The organism is Undibacterium sp. Ji42W, assembly GCF_049340405.1.
Lineage (GTDB): Bacteria > Pseudomonadota > Gammaproteobacteria > Burkholderiales > Burkholderiaceae_D > Undibacterium.
In genome coordinates this window covers 400798-419337 of the sequence record NZ_JBMPOV010000002.1, presented here as the reverse complement: position 1 = coordinate 419337, position 18540 = coordinate 400798, and the positions used below count along the sequence as shown (strand labels likewise).

Here is an 18540-nt window from a genome sequence, read left to right as displayed (position 1 = left end):
TGATTCTTGTAGTGTGGCAATAAGCTTACAACGCAGTGTAGTTAATTAAAAATAGCGCAACATGTACAATACTTCAAAGAACAAGCTCATTCATATTGCCTGACCATGCCCAAACAAAAACCAGCCAACACCAAAGTGCAATCCAAGTCCAAGACGCCAGCGCCCAGGCGCGAGGCTAGCAAACCACAAGCCCCCACCTTCAATGCCCGCATAGAAGGTATCAATTACGATATCCTCGAAGAACTCACCGGCTATGCTGTACGCCGCGCCCAGCTATCCATCTATGCAGACTTCACCGCCAGTCTGGGCGCATTTGACATCACGCCACAGCGTTTTTCTTCTTTGGTGATCATCAGCAACAACCCCGGCATCTCACAAACCCGCCTCGCAGAAGTCATGGGCATCGCCCGCTCAGGCGTAGTCGCCATCATCGACAATTTTGAGCAAGCTGGTTTGCTGGAACGGCAAGACGCCGGCGACCGCAGATCCTACAACCTGCACCTCACCAAAGAGGGACAGAAGCAATTGGAGAAATATAAGCAGGCAGTGAAAGAACATGATGACAGGGTTAGCCAACAATTGACGGTGAAGGAAAGACAGCAGTTACGTGCCTTGTTGGGGAAGTTGTGTATGGAGGCGAAGTAATAGCTTTGCGTAGGTTGGGCTGGTAAACCGCAGCCCAACCTGCGGAATCCAATGTTTCTCGATGTAATGAGTAAGTCACCACTTGCCAACAAAAAATCCAAAAAAAGAAAACCCCACTTGCATCCTGCTCAAAATATTATTATATTGAATAACTGTTATGCGACATAACAATAATCTGTCGTAATTAAAAAACCAAACATGACTAGCCCAGCCAGCAAACAAGGCCAATAACGAAAAGCAACAACACTCCACACCTCGCATCTGCAATACCAACAATAATTCAGGAGACCGCAATGCAATTCAACATCAAACCCACCCTACTGGCGATGCTGATAGCCGCCGCCACAGGCACAGCCCACGCCGACATCACCATAGGCGTCAGCTTACCTCTGACTGGCCCGGCATCTGGCCTGGGCATCCCCACCAAAAACGGCATTGCCCTGTGGCCAGAAACCATAGGGGGCGAAAAAGTAAAACTCATCATCCTCGATGATGCATCCGATACTACCCAGTCCAGCAAAAACGCCCGCAGGCTCATCACCGACGACAAGGTCGATGTCATCGTCGGCTCCACCGCCACACCAGCATCAGTTGCCCTGGCAGAAGTTGCGTCTGAACTCAAGACGCCACAAATTTCCACCTCGCCAGTTGAGGTCGCACCTGGCAAAGGCACCTGGACCTTCCGCGTCGCCCAGTCCACCCCGCTCATGGCCCATGCCGTGGCCGACCACATGAAAAAATCCGGCGTCAAAACTTACGCCTACCTTGGTTATTCTGATGCCTATGGCGAAACCTGGTTCAAAGCCATTACCGCTGCCACCAAAGACGGCTTGCAATCAGTCGCCACAGAGCGTTTTAACCGCCCTGATACCAGCGTCACCGCACAAACCCTGAAGCTACTCGCTGCCAAGCCAGATGCCATCCTCATCGGCGCATCTGGCAGCGGCGCAGCCATGCCCCATAAAGCACTGATAGAGCGCGGCTACAAAGGCAAAATCTACCAGACACACGGTGCCGCTTCGCGTGATTTGATACGCCTGGGCGGCAAAGACGTAGAAGGTGCCTTCGTCGTCGCCGGCCTCGCCATCCTGCCCGAGCTGTTGCCAGATAACCACCCGTCAAAACAACTGGCCACCGATTTCACCAGCCGCTATGAAAAACAATACGGCGAAGGCAGCAGAAACCAGTTTGCCGCCCACGGCTACGACGCCTACCTGCTATTGAACCGCGTGGTTCCCCTTGCACTGAAAAAAGGCAAACCCGGCACGCCAGAATTCCGCACTGCTCTAAAAGATGCGATGGAATCTGAAATCGATATCCCCATCACCCAAGGTGTCTTGCATTACACAGCAAATGACCATTTTGGCCTGGAAGAAAAGGCGAGGGTGATGTTGACGATACAAGGCGGGAATTGGAAGGCGGTTGGCCCTTGAGGTACATGGGTGCAATCCATCTGCATGACACCCGAGATACTTGAAGTGAATATCTATTGCCATCAGCAAGAGCCGCCTGCTGCGGTTCTTGCCTCTTTGATTCTTGATTAATCGTTTGTCGCGCTGCCAGGTTTGCCCCATAGCCGTCGATATGATCCGTCGCGGTCGTGGTCATGGACTTGCTTTTGAATATTGAAGCGCCGGCCATTGCGTGGGTCTGTGCCACGCCCCGCGATATACAACCAGTTACCTTGATTACTGTACACATCATAATCAATGAGCTGTGCTTCAAACCATGCTGCACCAGCTCGCCAGTCGCAAGCCAGTTCATGGATGAGATAACTGGCGACCACCTGACGCATGCGGTTGGATAAATAGCCAGTCGCAGCAAGCTCTGCCATTGCCGCATCAATAAACGGCTCGCCCGTCCGGGCAAGACACCAGTCGCTAAAATTTTCCGCATTATGCGTAGGAATAGGAAAATCGGACAGCCCTTTTGCAAAATATAACTGACGACCGTATTTGAGATGCAACAAGCAAAAATAATCACGCCACAATAATTCAAACCAGATCCAGTAACTGCTTTCATTGGCACCATGCTCAGCTTCAAATTTTTTCAGCGCACTAAAAATCTGGCGTGCTGATATCGCACCAGACGCTAGCCATGGAGAAAATTTGGTCGAATAATCCAGGCCCGATAATTGATTGCGGGTCTGCTTATAGGTATGCGGCAATTTCCGATTGAGATAGCGTTTGACATGGGCGCAAGCGGCAGTTGAACCGCCAGAGAACTCAGGCAAAAAGTAGGGAAACGAAGAGCGCTCATCCATCTGCGCTTCTTCTATGTCAGTGCTTATCCGCGCCTCATCAGACAGTGCATCAATCGCCCATTGACTGGCAATCTGGCTGTAGTTGCCCGGCAATGGCGGCAACGACTGTACCCCCGGCAGTGGTGCAGGTGCTTGCACGCCTTCACGTTCTATGATGGTACGAAATTGCGTAAATACATCAGGCAGGGCATTTGGCATGAACGGCAAATCTACCGGGTCAATCAAGGTGGATTGCCACCGGGTGTGTACAGTTAAGCCGGCAGCGTTTAATGCAATCACCTCATCCTGCTCATAGGGTGCAGCAATCTCTTCGCAGTAAATAATGCGGCTACCTAATTCACCCGCTAGCAGCGGAAAAAAATCCGCCGCACCCATGTTGACTTCTAATAGCTGGTTCCCGCGTGTTACCAACTGCTGCCTCAAATCAGCTAAAGCAGATGCCAAAAACCGCTGACGATGTAATCCAGGATGCGGCAACTGCCAGCGCAATGTATGTAAAGTTGAGGGCGAATGGCAATAGACAAATAGAATCTTTTCCGCATTCTGGCATGCAGCAATTAAAGCGGGATTATCTTCGAGACGCAGGTCATTACGAAACCAATAGATAATGGTGCCTTGCATATGGGGACCTTGTAAATTGCCGTTCATTGCATTTTTTATTTCCATTTCACCAATCCAGTTCTAACTGCGTGCTACCTGGTTTGTCAGGTGGCGAAGGCTGGCGCGATGTGCTGGAACTCTTTCTACGCGACCCATGCTTTTCTAATATGATCAAATTCTCTGGCTGCATATGCGCTTGCTTGCGCAAATCAAACAGCCGCGTCTTCGCAACGCGAGTCGCCAGTTCCAGATCCACAATAGGCTCAGGAATATCGACACCAACTTTGACACCACAAGATGCCTGCACATCTGGCGGCATGCGCCATGGTTCAAACAACCAAGTGTCTGGCACGCGCCGCATCACAGGCAACCAGCGGCGCACGAAGTGCCCGCGGGGATCATGATCGCTGGCTTGTTTGACCGGATTATAAATACGCGGCACATTCGTCCCCGTGGTGCCTGATTGCATCTGCATCTGGCTCCAGTGTATGCCTGGTTCATAATCTAAAAACTGGCGCGCAAGCCAATGCCCGACTGGTCGCCAGTCCAGCCACAAAGGATAGGCTGCGACAGAAACCAGCATGGCGCGCATTCTAAAATTAAGCCAGCCTGTTTGTCGCAACATGGTCACACATGCATCTACCAGCGGCCAGCCGGTGCGGGCGGAAGTGAGTGCATCAAAATGCGCCTGATTGAATTCCTGCTCACGCAGCCCGTCATAACCGCGATGCATATTGCGGTATTCTATTTCAGGCTCGCTCTCCAGTTTTTGAATAAAGTGGCAATGCCAGTACAAGCGACTGATAAAGGCGTCCAGTCCCTTTTTTTGACGATCAGCCGTGACGGGCAACTCTATGCGTTGTTGCCGTGTTGCGTGCACCACTTCTCGCAAGCTAAGGCAGCCAAATGCCAGATACGGCGACAGGCGCGAACAAGCCGTGGGTGCCGACAAGGGCGATGAAATTCCGCCCCGGTACTGATAGCTGCGCTCACGCAAAAAACTATCCAGTATCATCAAGCCATTCTGCCTTCCACCACGCTGACGCTCAGGTGGATCATAAGGGTCCAGGTGCAACTCCTGTACTGAAGGCGGCAATCGTGGGAATGTAATTGCAGGTGTCAAAGGTGCAAAACTTGCGGCACTGAAGGGCGGCAGCGCTACACTGGGCAAGTCATTATGCGCATTCCAGCTGGCTTGCCAGTCATCCCTGCTTTGCAATCGTCGCACCACCCCAAACTGGGCAAACTCATGCCATTCTACTTGTTGCGTGCGGCACCAGCGCGCCAGCGCCTTATCGCGCTGGTAAGTGACATTGTTGCCAGTTTCTTCGTGTGAATAAATAGCCGAGAATGGCTGATGGCTAAAAATGTGCGCAAATACTTCAGTGACTTCACCCGTCAGTATATGTAATTGACCACCATTTTTTCGTAAAGCAGTGTAAAGATCACGCAGGCTCTCGAGCAAGAACTGGTAATGCTGATTCGCCGCATCAGCCTGCGCCCACAAGGACGGTTCAACCACGTACAAACACAGCACCGGCCCTTTGCTGGTGGCTGTATGTAGCGCAAGATGATCATGCAAACGCAGATCGCGCTTGAACCAAACGATGCTATATGTCATGCGGGCATTATATCAACGCCCGCTTATTTTATCCGGATGCGCAAAAACTGGCAGGCAAGCCTGCTACTCTTGTTTAGTGGGCACCAGCTTGCTTACATCAAAGCCTTGAGCCACCAGCCGTGCGACCAGGGCATCGTACTTTTCCTTATCAACTTTTTTCGTGCGTGACAATATCCACAAGAACTCGCGCTTGGCTTCGCTGACGGCAACCAATTGGTAATCCTTGTCCAGATCAATGACCCAATAATCCCCCCACACCATAGGCAGAAAAGACAAAAACGCTGGCGCAAAGCGCACTTTCAACTTCGGTGAGCTTGAGTTGCCCACCTGCCTGGCCTCGCCTATAACCTCGATGATCTCGCCACCACTGCCCTGGCAACGGTTGGTGACCTGTACCTTGTCGTCCGCTAATGCTGAATATGTAGCCGAGGTAAAGCCCGTGCACTTCTTCTGGAATCGATTTTCAAACTTTGCTATTTCATACCAGGTACCCATGTAGCGCGGCACATCCAGTGCGGCAATTGTCACAACAGGCTTGGCAGCGGCTTGCGGTGTATCGGCAGCATTCGCGTTCAGGCTTAATGCAAACAGTGCTGCGATGATGATTCTTTTCTTCATTAAATGCTCCAAATTATTTCATGACAAGAGCAGCTCAGTCACGGCGGTGTGGCGACAACTGAAGCGCAGCATGCTGGCGACGACGCTTGCCGGACATGTCAATATACAGCTAATTTGAAAGGCGTTCACAGGCACTGGGTAAGCTCAGGCATTGACCAGTTATCATCTGTCATGATCTACCCTGTCTCATGCAACTGCATGTGCTGGCTGGCACCACTCTGGAATTTATAGGCCAGTGCAGTGATGGCGCCGCTCCAATATCCAAACTCGGAAACCAGATTGGTAAATTTTCATATTGCATGTTTTTCAACTGAGACATTTTGTCCTCATGTAGGAAAACTGCTTTGAGGTAGTATGCAGCAGGGCGCACAGCAACACCATTGTTGCGTGACAGTTGTGGACGCCTGCTCATTTCTCATCCGCATTCAGCAAATCACTATGCTGGATGCCTGAGGGGGGATGGTTGAAAAAAACGAAGTTGCTGGAGCGGTGTTTTACGGTAGTGCTCTCCACACGATAGATAGTGCCAATAACAACCTGAAAATGCTCAAAATGATGGATTGGATCCCTATAGTCCTGGTGACATTCAAACTTCTCGTGCTCGCGATAGGCATGTTCTTCGCCATCAAGTGGCATTATGATCAAGGCAAGAAGCTGAAGGAAATGGAGGGGCACGCAGTGCTACGCGCGAGCGGCAAGGTGGCCGCAATCTTCGTGCTATCGCTCCTGGGCCTGGGGCTATTCACCCTCGTCCTTGCCAAGATGTTTGGATTGGACTTGAGTTTCCCGTGATGGAAAGAATAGCTGGTCGATATCCAGTGATGCGTCAGCACTTCCCATTATGCGGCTATTCGGCAAGGTCGGCAAGCGGGCCGTCACTGCCGAAAAAACGGGCTATGATATCCAACTGGGCTTCGCCCTTGGCCGCAGGGATGCGAGGAAAAACCAAACAGGCGTAAAGTCATTTGAGGCATTATAACCTGTGGCCTAGGGTTTCCGCAGCTACCTGTTACTAAGCCGCGTCATCTTCCTGGCTCTGAAAAAAACCAAGTTTGGACAACAAAATTCTGCACTGCATTAAAAGACACGATGGAATCTGAAATTGATATCCCTCTCATTCAGGGTGTTTTGTATAGCACAGCGAATTACCATTTTGGACTGGAAGAAAAGGTGGGGGTGATGCTGGGGATACAGGTGAGAATGGGAAGGCGGATGGGACGTAAAATAAAGCCAAAGAAATAAGTTCAGAACAAATATTATGAGATGAAATGCGCCTATGATCTTCATGTAGTCATATTCTTACCATTATTTCGATATCGAATAATTCAATATTGCGTAAAAAAACGATGAAAATTATATCTATTTTTTGAAAAAATCAGTCCTATCTAACTTTTTCACCTTTCGGTGCAATCGTAAAATCAAAAATGGCTTTTGCAATTTTCTCCCAACGCAAATCTGTTTGCATAAGCTTGAGATTTAACTTTAGTGGGTTGTTTGATAAGATGTCAATAGCATTAGCTAAGACGTTATCGCCCATGCCTAAAATTTTTGTACATTCGCATAATTTTTCTTTTGCTTCCCCATTTTTGCATAAACAACAGCCCTTTTTTCTTCTATTTAATTCTGCTTCAGCTTTCTTCCAATATTTTTTTGTTTCAGAATCTTGTCTTGCAACCCAATCCAGAGCTAATCCTTGCTTGAGGTCAATGTATTTCCAGTGTCCCGGATCTTCGACTACTATTGAATTAATCTGATTTATGAATACGTTCGCATTTTCGATTCTTTTTATTAGATCGTGCGGAATTAGATTTTCAATTTCTCGTTCTTCAAGAGATATATGTTCTGCGACTTTATTTGCTGCTTTGTTTACTATTTCAATACATCTTTTGGTGACAATTGATTGCTTGAATTTTGGATGCAATTTATCACTATCGGTAACAGAGAGACACGGTGAACTTTCGGTTCTCAAATAGCTTGAAAGTGAGGCAGCGATGACTGAACCACCACCGCATATTGCCCTAGCATTTGGGAAAAATCCATGGATTTTTTCTCTCTCAATATAACATTCTGCAAATTTCAATAGGAGCATTACGTCAGACGGATTTTCCCCAATTACCGCAGTTTCAATAATGGAATTATCCGCAAAAAAGTTTAAGGGAATGTGCCAGTCATTTCCAATTCGCTGAACTCCGAAACGAATTTCGTTCTCAATATAGACAACTATTTTTCTAGCTACCAAGTCAGATAGAAGTCTATATTCTGAAAGCCTATTTCGAAGTGCATTCAGTGTCGCCTGACTGCTTAAGCTTAACGTTGGCTTCAATTTGGGTACAATCCCATCTAAATCTTTTATACGAAAAAAAAGCACATGACTTCGCCTTCTGAAGCAAGTCAATAAAGCTTCCATACCTGCGTTTTGTTTTATATCGTTAGGATCCATATTTACTATGGACGGATCGAATTCTATAAACATCTACGCCTCAGGCTCAAAAAAGCCTATAGGCCAATTCGTTAAATAGCCTTCTTCGTCAAAATTTGCTTGGCTTATTTCAGTGACTGAATCTTCATTTTTGTCAAATATCAATATTTGAACAGATGAGCTTTTCAATTCTCCTTTACTGATAAGCTGTCCTAATCTATTTATTATGTGATTGCTATGCGTTTCAATAATAAATTTAGGTGGATTAGTTTTCGTATCAATGATCGCTGTAGCAAATACGTCAGCTAACTTAGCTTGAAAAGACGGATGCAAATGTAGTTCAGGTTGCTCGATAACAATGCAATTAGTAGTTTTTTTGTCTGTTTGCGTTTCTTTTACAGTTGAGTACCAAATTTGAGTAATCACAGGCAAAATTTGTGAAACTCCAAATCCAATATCAGCAAGATTCGACTGTGCTTTAGAATTATTCTCATTAATTACTATTGCAACATGACCGCCATCATTTTTTGTTTTGGCGACAAATCCAAATCTTTCTTTTGTCCAATTATTGAAATTCCTTAGTAAACTTGGACTAAGGTTGTCGATAAACATTGCTAAATTTTCACCTTTTGAGTCAATTTCATCAATTGCGAGTTCTTGTTTTCTATAATATCTAAGTGCTGTAGCTCGTAAAGGCTCAATATACTTCACGCCAGAATAATAATCTTTTATACCGCTATTTAAAAAATCAATGAGAGAATTAATCTTTGATGCGAACAGAAAGGGCTCGATTTTTATTAGCCTATTCTTTATGAATTTAATTACTCCTGGATTCATTTCTTTAAAAATAAATCCATGGTCTTTAAGGACGTAGTCCGACAATGTACCTATAGGCAACAGAGGCGAACTTTTGATAATGTTTTCGAGCATCACTCGGATCGGTTCAATGCGTTTCCCAACTAAAAGTTTTTCAATCTCTGCGATAAATGGGGTGTAAATTGAAAATTCATGTTCGGCTATATACTTGAAAAATCTAAAATTTGGCAATATGGCACCATACTGAGCGATAGCCAATTTTTTCGGATCAGCATGCCAACTAACGTCGTCAACATTAAATCGCGACATCACGTTATTCGCGTTGATTTCAAGAGAAATATTGTATCCAAAAGCATTTATTTTCACTGTAGACGAGTGACTAGATGTGCCTTGTTTTTGAATTGTGATTTCTGTGTGTGTTTTGATAAGGCGCCTTAACCTTTTGCGACCTCGATTTACACCTATTTGATTATCTTCGTGTATGGTTAAGCCGAGAGAGATCGTTATCTCTTTTGGTTCCTTCTCCGATCGTGAAACTGCCTCTTCAAACGATCCGAAGTCCACTCTATCCCCAAACCAAAGAATTGGACCTCGTTTTTTTGCTTCGGTACTTTGCCTAAGTAATGGAAAACTCCTTGCAAACGTACTTTTGCCGGCACTGTTTTTTCCAACCAGAATAGTAATTGGAAGCATTTCTACGGATGCATTCATTTGCAGAGATCGCAAATTTTCTATTTGTATATATTCTAGATTTGAACTCATTTTTTTAAAAAATAGATAATGCTGATTAATTGAATTGAGTCGGATAGTTAAGTGTACTTAATAAATTTACATTCATTAAAAATTTAACCATTGATTACATTATCGTTGCATTAATTGCGTTAATGGTAATAATATCGCATGTCATCATTTTGGCGCTCCTTTATCGCAACCGCTCACTAAAAGCCCGCGCCAACTCAATCAAAGTCGCCTTCGCCGCAGAGTGTCGCACGGGCGGCAAAGCCTGTACTCCAATTGCGATCTGCCTCGCAGCCTCAGCCCGCGTATCCTCCAGCGCCTTATTGGCGACTAGCCATGCGCTGACCTCTACAGCGTCAGCAAAACCATTCGCTGCCAGCACATCAAAACCTTGCGAGTCGCGCTGTCGGGCCAGTAGCAAGGGGTAGGTCAGCAGGCCGGTGCTGAGGTTGGTGTAGCGGGTTTTGCCTGTGTCATTGGTATCAGGGGCGAGGTCGATGATGTCGTCGATGAGCTGGAAGGCCAGGCCCATGTGGCGGCCGAAATTGGCGGTGGCGGTGACTGTGGCGACGTTGCAACCGCCTACGGTGGCACCGGCGCGGCAGGAGCAGGCGAACAGGCCGGCGGTTTTGCCATCGATAATGTACAGGTAATCTTGTTCGCAGGCTTGCAGGTTGCTGCGGCCTGATAGCTGGTCGGATTCGGCGGCGATCATGGATTCTATGACTACAAACTGAACTCCAAAATCTGGTGCTTCAATTTTGGGTTCAGTTCAAGTTTGCTGAGGAATTTTTATTGAAGGGTTAAAACTCTTCCCAGTCATCGGTCGCTGTGGCCACGGGTTCTTTTCTGGGGGCTGCTGGTTTTGTGGTTTTGGCGGCAGGCTTAGTGACAGGCTTAACTTCAGGCTTAGCTGCGGGTTTGGACAGCCTGCGTACCAGCGGTTTTTCAGAAACGCTGGCGACTGCGACCGGTTTTGAAGCTGGCTTGGGCGTAATGACGTGGTTCTGGTCAAGTTTAAAGACACTGACTATGCGGCTCAGGTTCTCGGCCTGGTCTTGCAAGGCCCCTGCGGCGGCTGCGGCCTGTTCTACCAGGGCGGCATTTTGCTGGGTCATTTCATCCATCTGGGTAACGGCAACATTGATCTGCTCTATGCCAGCACTTTGTTCAGTGCCAGCAGCCGTAATTTCACTGATGATGTCGCTGACGCGCTTTACACTATCCACGACTTCTTTCATGGTTTCACCAGCCTGATCGACCAGGCGGGTACCTTGCCCTACTTTATCGACAGAATCATTGATGAGTTCCTTGATCTCCTTGGCAGCACTGGCCGAGCGCTGCGCAAGGTTGCGCACTTCTGAGGCCACCACGGCAAAGCCGCGTCCCTGTTCACCGGCGCGGGCAGCCTCAACCGCTGCATTCAAGGCCAGGATATTGGTCTGGAAGGCGATACCGTCGATGACGGCAATAATATCGACGATCTTTTTTGAGGATTCATTGATGGAGCCCATGGTATCGACGACCTGCGACACCACGTCGCCCCCTTTTTGTGCCACCGCAGAAGCAGAGTGGGACAATTGATTGGCCTGGCGTGCATTGTCGCTATTGTGTTTGATGGTAGAAGTAATCTCTTCCATTGAAGAAGCTGTTTCTTCAAGTGAGCTGGCCTGGTTTTCCGTGCGGTTGGACAAGTCCATATTACCTTCTGCAATTTCTTTCGTCGCTGCGGCAATTTCATCTGTGCCCTGACGTACCTCACTGACTACTTTCAACAGGCTCTGGTTCATTTCTTTTAGAGCTTGCAATAGCAAGCCGGTTTCGTCACTGGTATGCGACTCGATATGACTGGTCAGGTCGCCGGCAGCAACGGTCTGAGCAACCCTGACGGCATCCTGCAGTGGACGTGAAACAATGCGGGCAATGGCAACAGCAAGCAACATGCCAAGCGCGATACTGCTGACAAGCACGATGATAATCAGAGTGCGTGAAGACTCGTAAGATTCAGCACCACGCTTGTAGGCATCAACACCGCCCTCGACATTGGTCTTGACCATTTTATCGACAAGAGCACGTACTTTGGTATTGAGCTTGGAAGAGTCTCCACGCATCAAGGCCATGGCGTCCTTGCTGTTACCCTCTTTCGCCAATGCTGCCATCTTGTCCGAGATTTGCAAATACTCGGTCATTGACTTGCTATATTCTTCAAACTGTTTTTTTTCGTCAGGCTCAGATATGAGGCGCGCATAATCGGTCTCATTCTCCTTGAGGCCAGTAATGGCTTCCTTCGTGCGGCCTATGTATTTTTCGACCTCTTCGGCATTTTCAGCTGAAACCAGTTGTGCTTCCTGTGAACGTATGCGGGAGACCCTTTCCTTGATACCCATTGCAGCATTCACGCTGGGCATCCAGTTGGTGCCCAGTTCATAGGCGTTCTGGTTCACCTTGGCCAGCATGGTAATGGAAAACACGCCGAGGAATATCGTCAACAGCAACAGCAAGCCAAATCCCACGAACAGCTTGGCTGAGATTCTCAGGTTATAAAAAGTCTTCATCACAACTCCCGGTAAAAGGGATGACAATATGTCGGAAAAAAGCCGTTAATGCGGGCCGGGTCCAATATCTCAGAATTCTTCCCAGTCTTGCTCTGTCTTGGCTGGTTCACGCTGTTTTGTTGCCGCTTTTGCAGGCGGCAGTTTGCGTGTACTCGTAGCAGGTTTAGCGGCTTGTGGAGATATTCTGGCTGCGGGCCTGGCTGCCTGACTTTGAAAACCTGCAGCAGGCTGCACATTGTGGAGTTTGAACACCGCAACAACACGGCTCAGGTTGGCTGCCTGCTCTTGCAGGGCACCCGCTGCCGCCGCTGCTTCCTCCACCAGCGCCGCGTTCTGCTGGGTAACCTGGTCCATTTGTATAATGGCGGTATTGATCTGGTCTATACCTGAGCTTTGTTCGGCACCGGCTGCCGTGATCTCGCTGATGATGTCGCTGACACGTTTGACGCTATCGACCACTTCTTTCATGGTGATACCTGCTTCATCGACCAGGCGCGTACCCAGATCGACTTTTTCGACCGAATCATTGATGAGAGTCTTGATTTCCTTGGCGGCACTGGCAGAGCGCTGTGCGAGGTTGCGCACTTCTGATGCGACCACGGCAAAGCCGCGCCCCTGTTCGCCAGCCCGCGCCGCTTCTACTGCTGCGTTCAGTGCCAGGATATTGGTCTGAAAGGCAATGCCATCAATGACGGCAATGATATCGACAATCTTTTTGGACGATGCACTGATGGAACCCATGGTATCGACCACTTGAGACACCACGGTGCCACCTTTTTGCGCCACGGCAGAAGCTGAATGCGATAACTGATTGGCCTGGCGAGCATTATCACTATTATGCTTGACGGTAGAAGTCAGCTCTTCCATGGAGGATGCTGTTTCCTCCAGCGAACCCGCCTGGCTTTCAGTGCGGGCCGACAAATCCATATTGCCATTGGCAATTTCTGTTGAGGCTGTTGCGATCAGGTCGGTACCGGTGCGCACTTCGCTGACCACCGATAACAGGCTGGCATTCATCTCTTTCAGGGCTTGCAGGAGTTCGCCGGTCTCATCCGTTGTCGTGACCTGGATATCACTGGTCAGGTCACCTGAAGCCACGGTCTTGGCGACCTTGACTGCTTCTTGCAGGGGGCCTGCCACGACTCTGGCTATCCAGTAAGCCAGCAGCATTCCCAAGGCAATGGTGGCTACGATAAGGCCCAGTATCAAATTCCTGGAGTTCGCATAAATCTGTTCACCTGAGTGGTATTCGGCGGTACCGCCATCGGCATTCACCTGTACTATTTTGTCGATAATTGCCAACATGTCCGCATTCAGTTTGGATGAATCGCCACGTAAGGTCGTGCGCGCTTCTTCCATATTGCCGGCGTTGGCCTGAGCGGTCATTTTTTTTGTCTCGGCTGCATAGCGCTCCCATATGACGAGATATTCGGCAAAGAACTTTTTTTCTGACTCTGTGCTGATCAGTTTTGCATAGTCCGATTCATACTTCTTGAGTTCTGCAACATAATCAGCCCAGCGCTTTTCGTATTTCTTCAGATTGGTCTCATCACCTGCTGATAGCACTATTTGCATTTCCTGGGTGCGCAGGCGTGAAATTCTTTCCTTGATGCCCATGGCTGCATTGACGCTGGGCATCCAGTTGGTGCCCAATTCCAGTGCAGTGGCATTTACCCGGGACAATTGAAAGACTGAAAAGCCGCCAAGAAAAACGGTAAGTATCAGCAGCAGCATGAAGCCAACGAACAGCTTGGCAGAAATCCTCAAGTCATAAAACAATTTCATGGTGAGTCCTTTATGGAAAAGAACAACAAAATTGCGAAGGTCAGGAAGCCTGGAACAGAGGTGGGGGGATATTATGACTATATATCTAGTTGTAGAAGTAAGTGTTGCAGAATGCAAATTTCTTGTTAGTAATTTGCGGTGCAACTGTGAAAAGCGTGGCAAAAAAAAAAGAAAGCTGACCAGCAGCTTTCTTTTTGACAATTAACCGACTGATTGGTCAGGGCAGAACAGTCACGACCTTGACCGTGGCATCCACCGCAGATTTTTCTATATAGCCTATCCCGGCAGGATTGGCAGCCACGGCTTTTTTTACCTCTGCACTACTGTGCAATTCTTTTGGTGCCGTTCCTTTGCCGGTGAACACCAACTTGGACCAGATTGTCTTTACTTCAGACAAATCCTTGTCAGCCACTTTCTTGTAGAACTCGGCACGTAGCGGTGAATTGTCCGGCAAATCCACAGGAGTAAACATCGGTGATTTACCCAGGAAGAATTGCGAAGCCTGGGTAGCGGTCATGGCCGTTGCCGGGTTGGCGGTATTCACGATCACGACCAGCTCGGCTGCTTGCACCATTGCGGTGCCAGTCATGACAGTGGCGGCGAACAATAAATGTGTCAATAGCTTATTCATCACGCCTCCCATCAGAATACAAAATCAACTGCTGCTGCAAACACGGTCACTGGACCTTTGAAACCTGGTTTGGCATTGATGAATACGCCTGGGCCATTGTCGGGTGACATCCTGTCGAGCTGCAACTTCAAAGCGGCAGATTTATGAAAGTCCCAGCGTACACCTATGCTGTTGCTGCTTTGTATTGGTGAGGCAGTCGCCAGTGAGTTTGCGCCCAGGGTATAAGGCAGCAGCGGGCCAGCAGTTGGCAGGCCAGCGACTGTACGTGGGCTGTCCTGGGTTGCGGACGCATGGACCACATACGGCAAGAAACTGCCCATGCGGTAACCAAACATGGTGTACCAGGAGGTGGTGTCTGCAATGGACAGGCTGGCAGATTTACGCTTGCCATATTCTGCCTGCACTACCATGCTCTTCCAATCCACACCGAGACCGACGGAAGTGAAAGAAGCCTTGGTGTCGTTCACCGCGATGGCGTTCGCAGCAGAGGCAAAACCAAACTTCGTCAAACCAGAAACCAGGGTATTGAGGTTAGTGGAATTATCGACAGTGACATTTGCATCGACACGGCCAAAACGCAAAGTGAAAGGACCGTTTTCAGCGACGATGTTGACGCTGGATACTTTCTTGAATTTCGCTGTGAATCCACCGCGGTTGTCTGAGTCAGTGACGCCATAGGCAAATTGCGCAGTCACGGCGGTATCACCAAGATTGGTCTGGTAGAGTACATCGGCACCGTCCAGGCTTTCCAGCGTGACCTGGGTATACATTTCTACCGGAGGGCGCAACATGGTGTTGGCATAGCCAACATTGCGGTAGTCAGAAATCATGTACACAGGCAAACCAACGCGGCCCACGCGTATGTTCAGGTTGTCAGATACCTTGGCTTTGGCAAAAGCCCAGGCCAGTTCTGCACCAAAATTGTCCGTGACGTTTTTACGCACCAGACCCTGCCCTGTAAAAGACAGCCAGTCATTCATTTTTGCGGTGACTTGCAAACCAAGATTGGAATCCACGCCAGTTTTTGCGCCGCTGGTGACGCCAGCCAATTGATTTGGGCGGGCAAATTCTGCGTCAGAAGTATTGCTGCGTGTCAGTGCGGCAGTGCCAAATCCGCTGATGGTGATGTTGGACGTATCCTCAGCCCAGGCGGCTGATACTGCGGATGTCATCGCTAATAGAGTAATAAAAGGCTTCAATTGCATGCTATCTCCTTGAAAGTTTCTTCATTGTAAGTTTTATTGAACAGACAGATTTAGACTATTTCCTCAGGGAAATCCACAAAACAATTGCATAACGACAACTCAACGTTTGGCAAAAAATAGTAATCTGATATGCGATTTTTTGATGCCTACTAGGAGATGCTTGACGGAAACATAAACAAAAGGCCCGCCTTTTCAAATTAGGTGATGCTCAGACTTACAAAAAGTCATTTCACCATTTCTTGCACTTTCCGTGGCGAAATGCCGACAATACGCATGCTTAAAAAGCAAAAATGGCAGGCCAAAACGGCCTGCCATCACCAAATCAGTGCATGCAAATTTGTTTAAAAATCAGCTGTCACTGAAAAATTCCAACTGCGGGATGGTACAAAAGTATATTGATCAAATGCTGTGCCCTTGCTGTTCACAGAAATCGAAGTTGCCTCCTGTTTGTCGAACAGATTATTGATGCCAAACTGCGCCTTCACATTTTTCAGCATCAGCCCATCTGTCTTGTAGCGATAACCGATAGTGAAATCTGTCGTTGTATAAGCAGCTATTTTGTAGGCTGCTGGTTCGCCATCTTTTGCATATTGTTGGCCCGTGGTTTTTGCGATCAATGAAGCATGCAAGCCATTGGCCTTGTACAGCAAACCCAAAGCAGAGGTGGATTCTGGTGCCTTGGCAACCTGCAAGCCTGTCTCTTTTGTCTTGGCACTATTCAGGGAAGCATTCGCATGCACTGAGAAACCACTACCGAGATAGTAAGTCGCCGCAGCTTCTATCCCCTTGTAGATGACACCACCCTGGTTGTAATACACCACGTCGTTGCCAGTGCCAGTAGAAGCAATTTTGTTATTGAAGTCGATGTAATACACATCGGCATCCAGGGTCAAATCTCTGGATTGATGAACCATACCCAGCTGATAATTGGTCGATGTCTGCGGCTTTGGTGCGCTCAGGCTGGGCGTGTTGACATAGAACATGGACAAATCAGGCACCAGGAAGCCGCGGGCGATTTGCGTGTAAGCAGACCATTCCTTGTTGATGCTGTAATTGGCGGTCAGGAAAGGCAAGGTTGTTGTATAGGTTTGTTCTGTAACGGTCGGGATGCGGGTGGTCTGGTTGACCTTGGCATCAAGTGAGCGCTGGAAGCTGACATACTTCAAGCCCGGTGTAATCGTCAGGTCTGGCATGGCGGCCCATTCAAATTCGACGAAGGGCTGGTATTGCCTCCAGTTCGAACCCTGCTCATAAGCGACATTCTTGGGGGCAGTCGATTCTTTCGGATTGGCAACACCCAGGGTCCAGTCAAAGTCATAGGTATGGCGGTTGGTGCTGGCATTTTCCATCCAGATGCCAAGACGCAGCAAACCAGCATCAAATTGATTGCTTACCTTCAGGATATCGCCATTCACACGGTAGGCATTGAGCTTGTTATAACCGGGAACATTCAGATTGCCTGTTACGCCAGCCTTGGTGCCATTCGCGGTCGCGCCACTGGCGTCCTGGCCGGAGTAGGTATCGTTGGTATAGGAGTAAGTGTAAAGGGTATTTTCTATCCCCCAGCCTGCCAGTTTTGACTGTAGGCGTATGTAATCAAAATCCGTATTTTTGTTGTTGAAGTTGTAGCCATAGAAATTCTGACTTTTAGGATCATTATTGAGCGCATAGTTCTTGCCGAACTGCGCTACCTGGTTCAAGGTCACGCCACCTTTGTCGGCTGCATAGCTGGTGATCTTGTTGAAGGTCGAAAACACGGTCAGCGTGGTCTCCTTGCCCAGACTGCGTTGCAGTTTGAACTGGTAATTGTCTTCAGTCACACCGCTATAAGTCAGGTAGCCATCTGTCGTCAGGCGAGAGCCATTGAACATGAAACGGGTATCGCCAAAATACGAACTGGTGCCACTGTCGATTTGCACGCCAGTCATTCTGGTATTCCATGAACCAAATGTGGCATAGGGTGAGAAATGAAAATCCTGCGACAATTCTTTGGAAAACAGATTGACGGAACCGCCAAATGTCGCCTGCCCCAGATTGCTGGCATTGCCAGGACCACGTTCTATGACCATGCCACCTATGATGCGTGCCGGGAAATACGAAGTCGAGTGATGGGTAGGATTATTGGTATCGCCAAAAGGGATACCATCATAAGTGATGTTATATTCACCATCTTGAAAACCACGTAGTGTCACCTTGGTTTCAGCCAGACCTGGCCCATTCGGTGAGACACCGGCACCAACGCTGGGGGCGATGCGTGCCACGGCATTAAAATCTGCCAGTGGTGTCACTGACTGTTCTATGAAGGTAGCCGTGATCACGGACTGGGGCTGGGTCGCCTTCAGGGAAGTTTGTACCGGTGCCCGGTTACCTATCGAAGCGCCACTGATGACAACACGCGATTTGATGGCATCCGCATCCAGCGCGGACGGGGACTCCTGTACCGTTTCAGGAGTGGTAACAGTCTGTGCCCTGGCGTGCTGTTGTGTCATGCATGTGATGGCGAGCAACACCTGCGCCGTCATGATATGCATGGAAAATTGAACTTGCTTGCGTGTCATCATTTGCCTTCCAATGAGCTTGGTGGGTAGAAAACCCGCAAGTGTAGGAAGTGCATGTGACAGGACGGTGTAAGCTGGATGACCGT

General features: G+C 48.4%; 14 protein-coding genes. 3 read left to right on the top strand and 11 right to left on the bottom strand.

Translation table 11 applies throughout. From position 1 onward, the window contains the following. Positions 1-105: 105 nt before the first annotated feature. Both ACO0LG_RS05220 and ACO0LG_RS05215 read left to right on the top strand, forming a co-directional pair. Positions 106-645, top strand: coding sequence for a MarR family winged helix-turn-helix transcriptional regulator (locus ACO0LG_RS05220; protein ID WP_423024013.1), 540 nt, complete (start codon positions 106-108; stop codon positions 643-645). Between the two features lie 293 nt (positions 646-938). After that, positions 939-2078, top strand: a complete 1140-nt coding sequence (locus ACO0LG_RS05215; RefSeq protein ID WP_423024011.1) for an ABC transporter substrate-binding protein — start codon at positions 939-941, stop codon at positions 2076-2078. A gap of 107 nt (positions 2079-2185) precedes the next feature. Here ACO0LG_RS05215 and ACO0LG_RS05210 read toward each other — a convergent pair whose 3' ends face one another. From ACO0LG_RS05210 to ACO0LG_RS05200, 3 genes are all read right to left on the bottom strand, one after another. After that, positions 2186-3529 carry a DASH family cryptochrome gene (locus ACO0LG_RS05210; protein WP_423024009.1) on the bottom strand — a complete coding sequence of 448 codons (1344 nt, stop codon included), beginning with the start codon at positions 3527-3529 and terminating at the stop codon, positions 2186-2188. A gap of 46 nt (positions 3530-3575) precedes the next feature. Further along, positions 3576-5129 carry an FAD-binding domain-containing protein gene (locus tag ACO0LG_RS05205; protein ID WP_423024007.1) on the bottom strand — a complete coding sequence of 518 codons (1554 nt, stop codon included), beginning with the start codon at positions 5127-5129 and terminating at the stop codon, positions 3576-3578. Positions 5130-5192: 63 nt separating this feature from the next. Continuing rightward, on the bottom strand, positions 5193-5747 hold the full coding sequence (locus ACO0LG_RS05200; RefSeq protein WP_423024005.1) for a lipocalin family protein: 555 nt from the start codon (positions 5745-5747) through the stop codon (positions 5193-5195). A gap of 552 nt (positions 5748-6299) precedes the next feature. On the opposite strand from ACO0LG_RS05200, the gene ACO0LG_RS05195 reads away from it, so the two are divergent. After that, a complete protein-coding gene (locus tag ACO0LG_RS05195; protein WP_423024422.1) occupies positions 6300-6539 on the top strand; it encodes a hypothetical protein in 240 nt (79 codons plus the stop codon). A 589-nt stretch (positions 6540-7128) separates the two neighbouring features. Here the strand turns inward: ACO0LG_RS05195 and ACO0LG_RS05190 are convergent. The 8 genes from ACO0LG_RS05190 to ACO0LG_RS05155 all read right to left on the bottom strand — a co-directional run bounded on the left by ACO0LG_RS05190 (position 7129) and on the right by ACO0LG_RS05155 (position 18454). Further along, complete coding sequence (locus ACO0LG_RS05190; RefSeq protein WP_423024003.1) at positions 7129-8187, bottom strand: hypothetical protein; 1059 nt, start codon at positions 8185-8187, stop codon at positions 7129-7131. A gap of 33 nt (positions 8188-8220) precedes the next feature. After that, complete coding sequence (locus ACO0LG_RS05185; protein WP_423024001.1) at positions 8221-9744, bottom strand: AAA family ATPase; 1524 nt, start codon at positions 9742-9744, stop codon at positions 8221-8223. 160 nt (positions 9745-9904) lie between these two features. Then, complete coding sequence (locus tag ACO0LG_RS05180; protein ID WP_423023999.1) at positions 9905-10435, bottom strand: polyprenyl synthetase family protein; 531 nt, start codon at positions 10433-10435, stop codon at positions 9905-9907. An 88-nt stretch (positions 10436-10523) separates the two neighbouring features. Continuing rightward, positions 10524-12275 (bottom strand): methyl-accepting chemotaxis protein, encoded by a 1752-nt coding sequence (locus ACO0LG_RS05175; RefSeq protein ID WP_423023997.1) that lies wholly within the window; start codon positions 12273-12275, stop codon positions 10524-10526. Positions 12276-12344: 69 nt separating this feature from the next. Next, on the bottom strand, positions 12345-14060 hold the full coding sequence (locus tag ACO0LG_RS05170; protein WP_423023995.1) for a methyl-accepting chemotaxis protein: 1716 nt from the start codon (positions 14058-14060) through the stop codon (positions 12345-12347). Between the two features lie 217 nt (positions 14061-14277). Further along, positions 14278-14691, bottom strand: a complete 414-nt coding sequence (locus ACO0LG_RS05165) for a hypothetical protein (protein ID WP_423023993.1) — start codon at positions 14689-14691, stop codon at positions 14278-14280. Positions 14692-14702: 11 nt separating this feature from the next. Further along, positions 14703-15896, bottom strand: a complete 1194-nt coding sequence (locus ACO0LG_RS05160) for a hypothetical protein (protein WP_423023991.1) — start codon at positions 15894-15896, stop codon at positions 14703-14705. A 341-nt stretch (positions 15897-16237) separates the two neighbouring features. After that, entirely contained in the window at positions 16238-18454 is a 2217-nt protein-coding gene (locus ACO0LG_RS05155; protein WP_423023989.1) for a TonB-dependent receptor, read from the bottom strand. Positions 18455-18540: the final 86 nt, after the last annotated feature.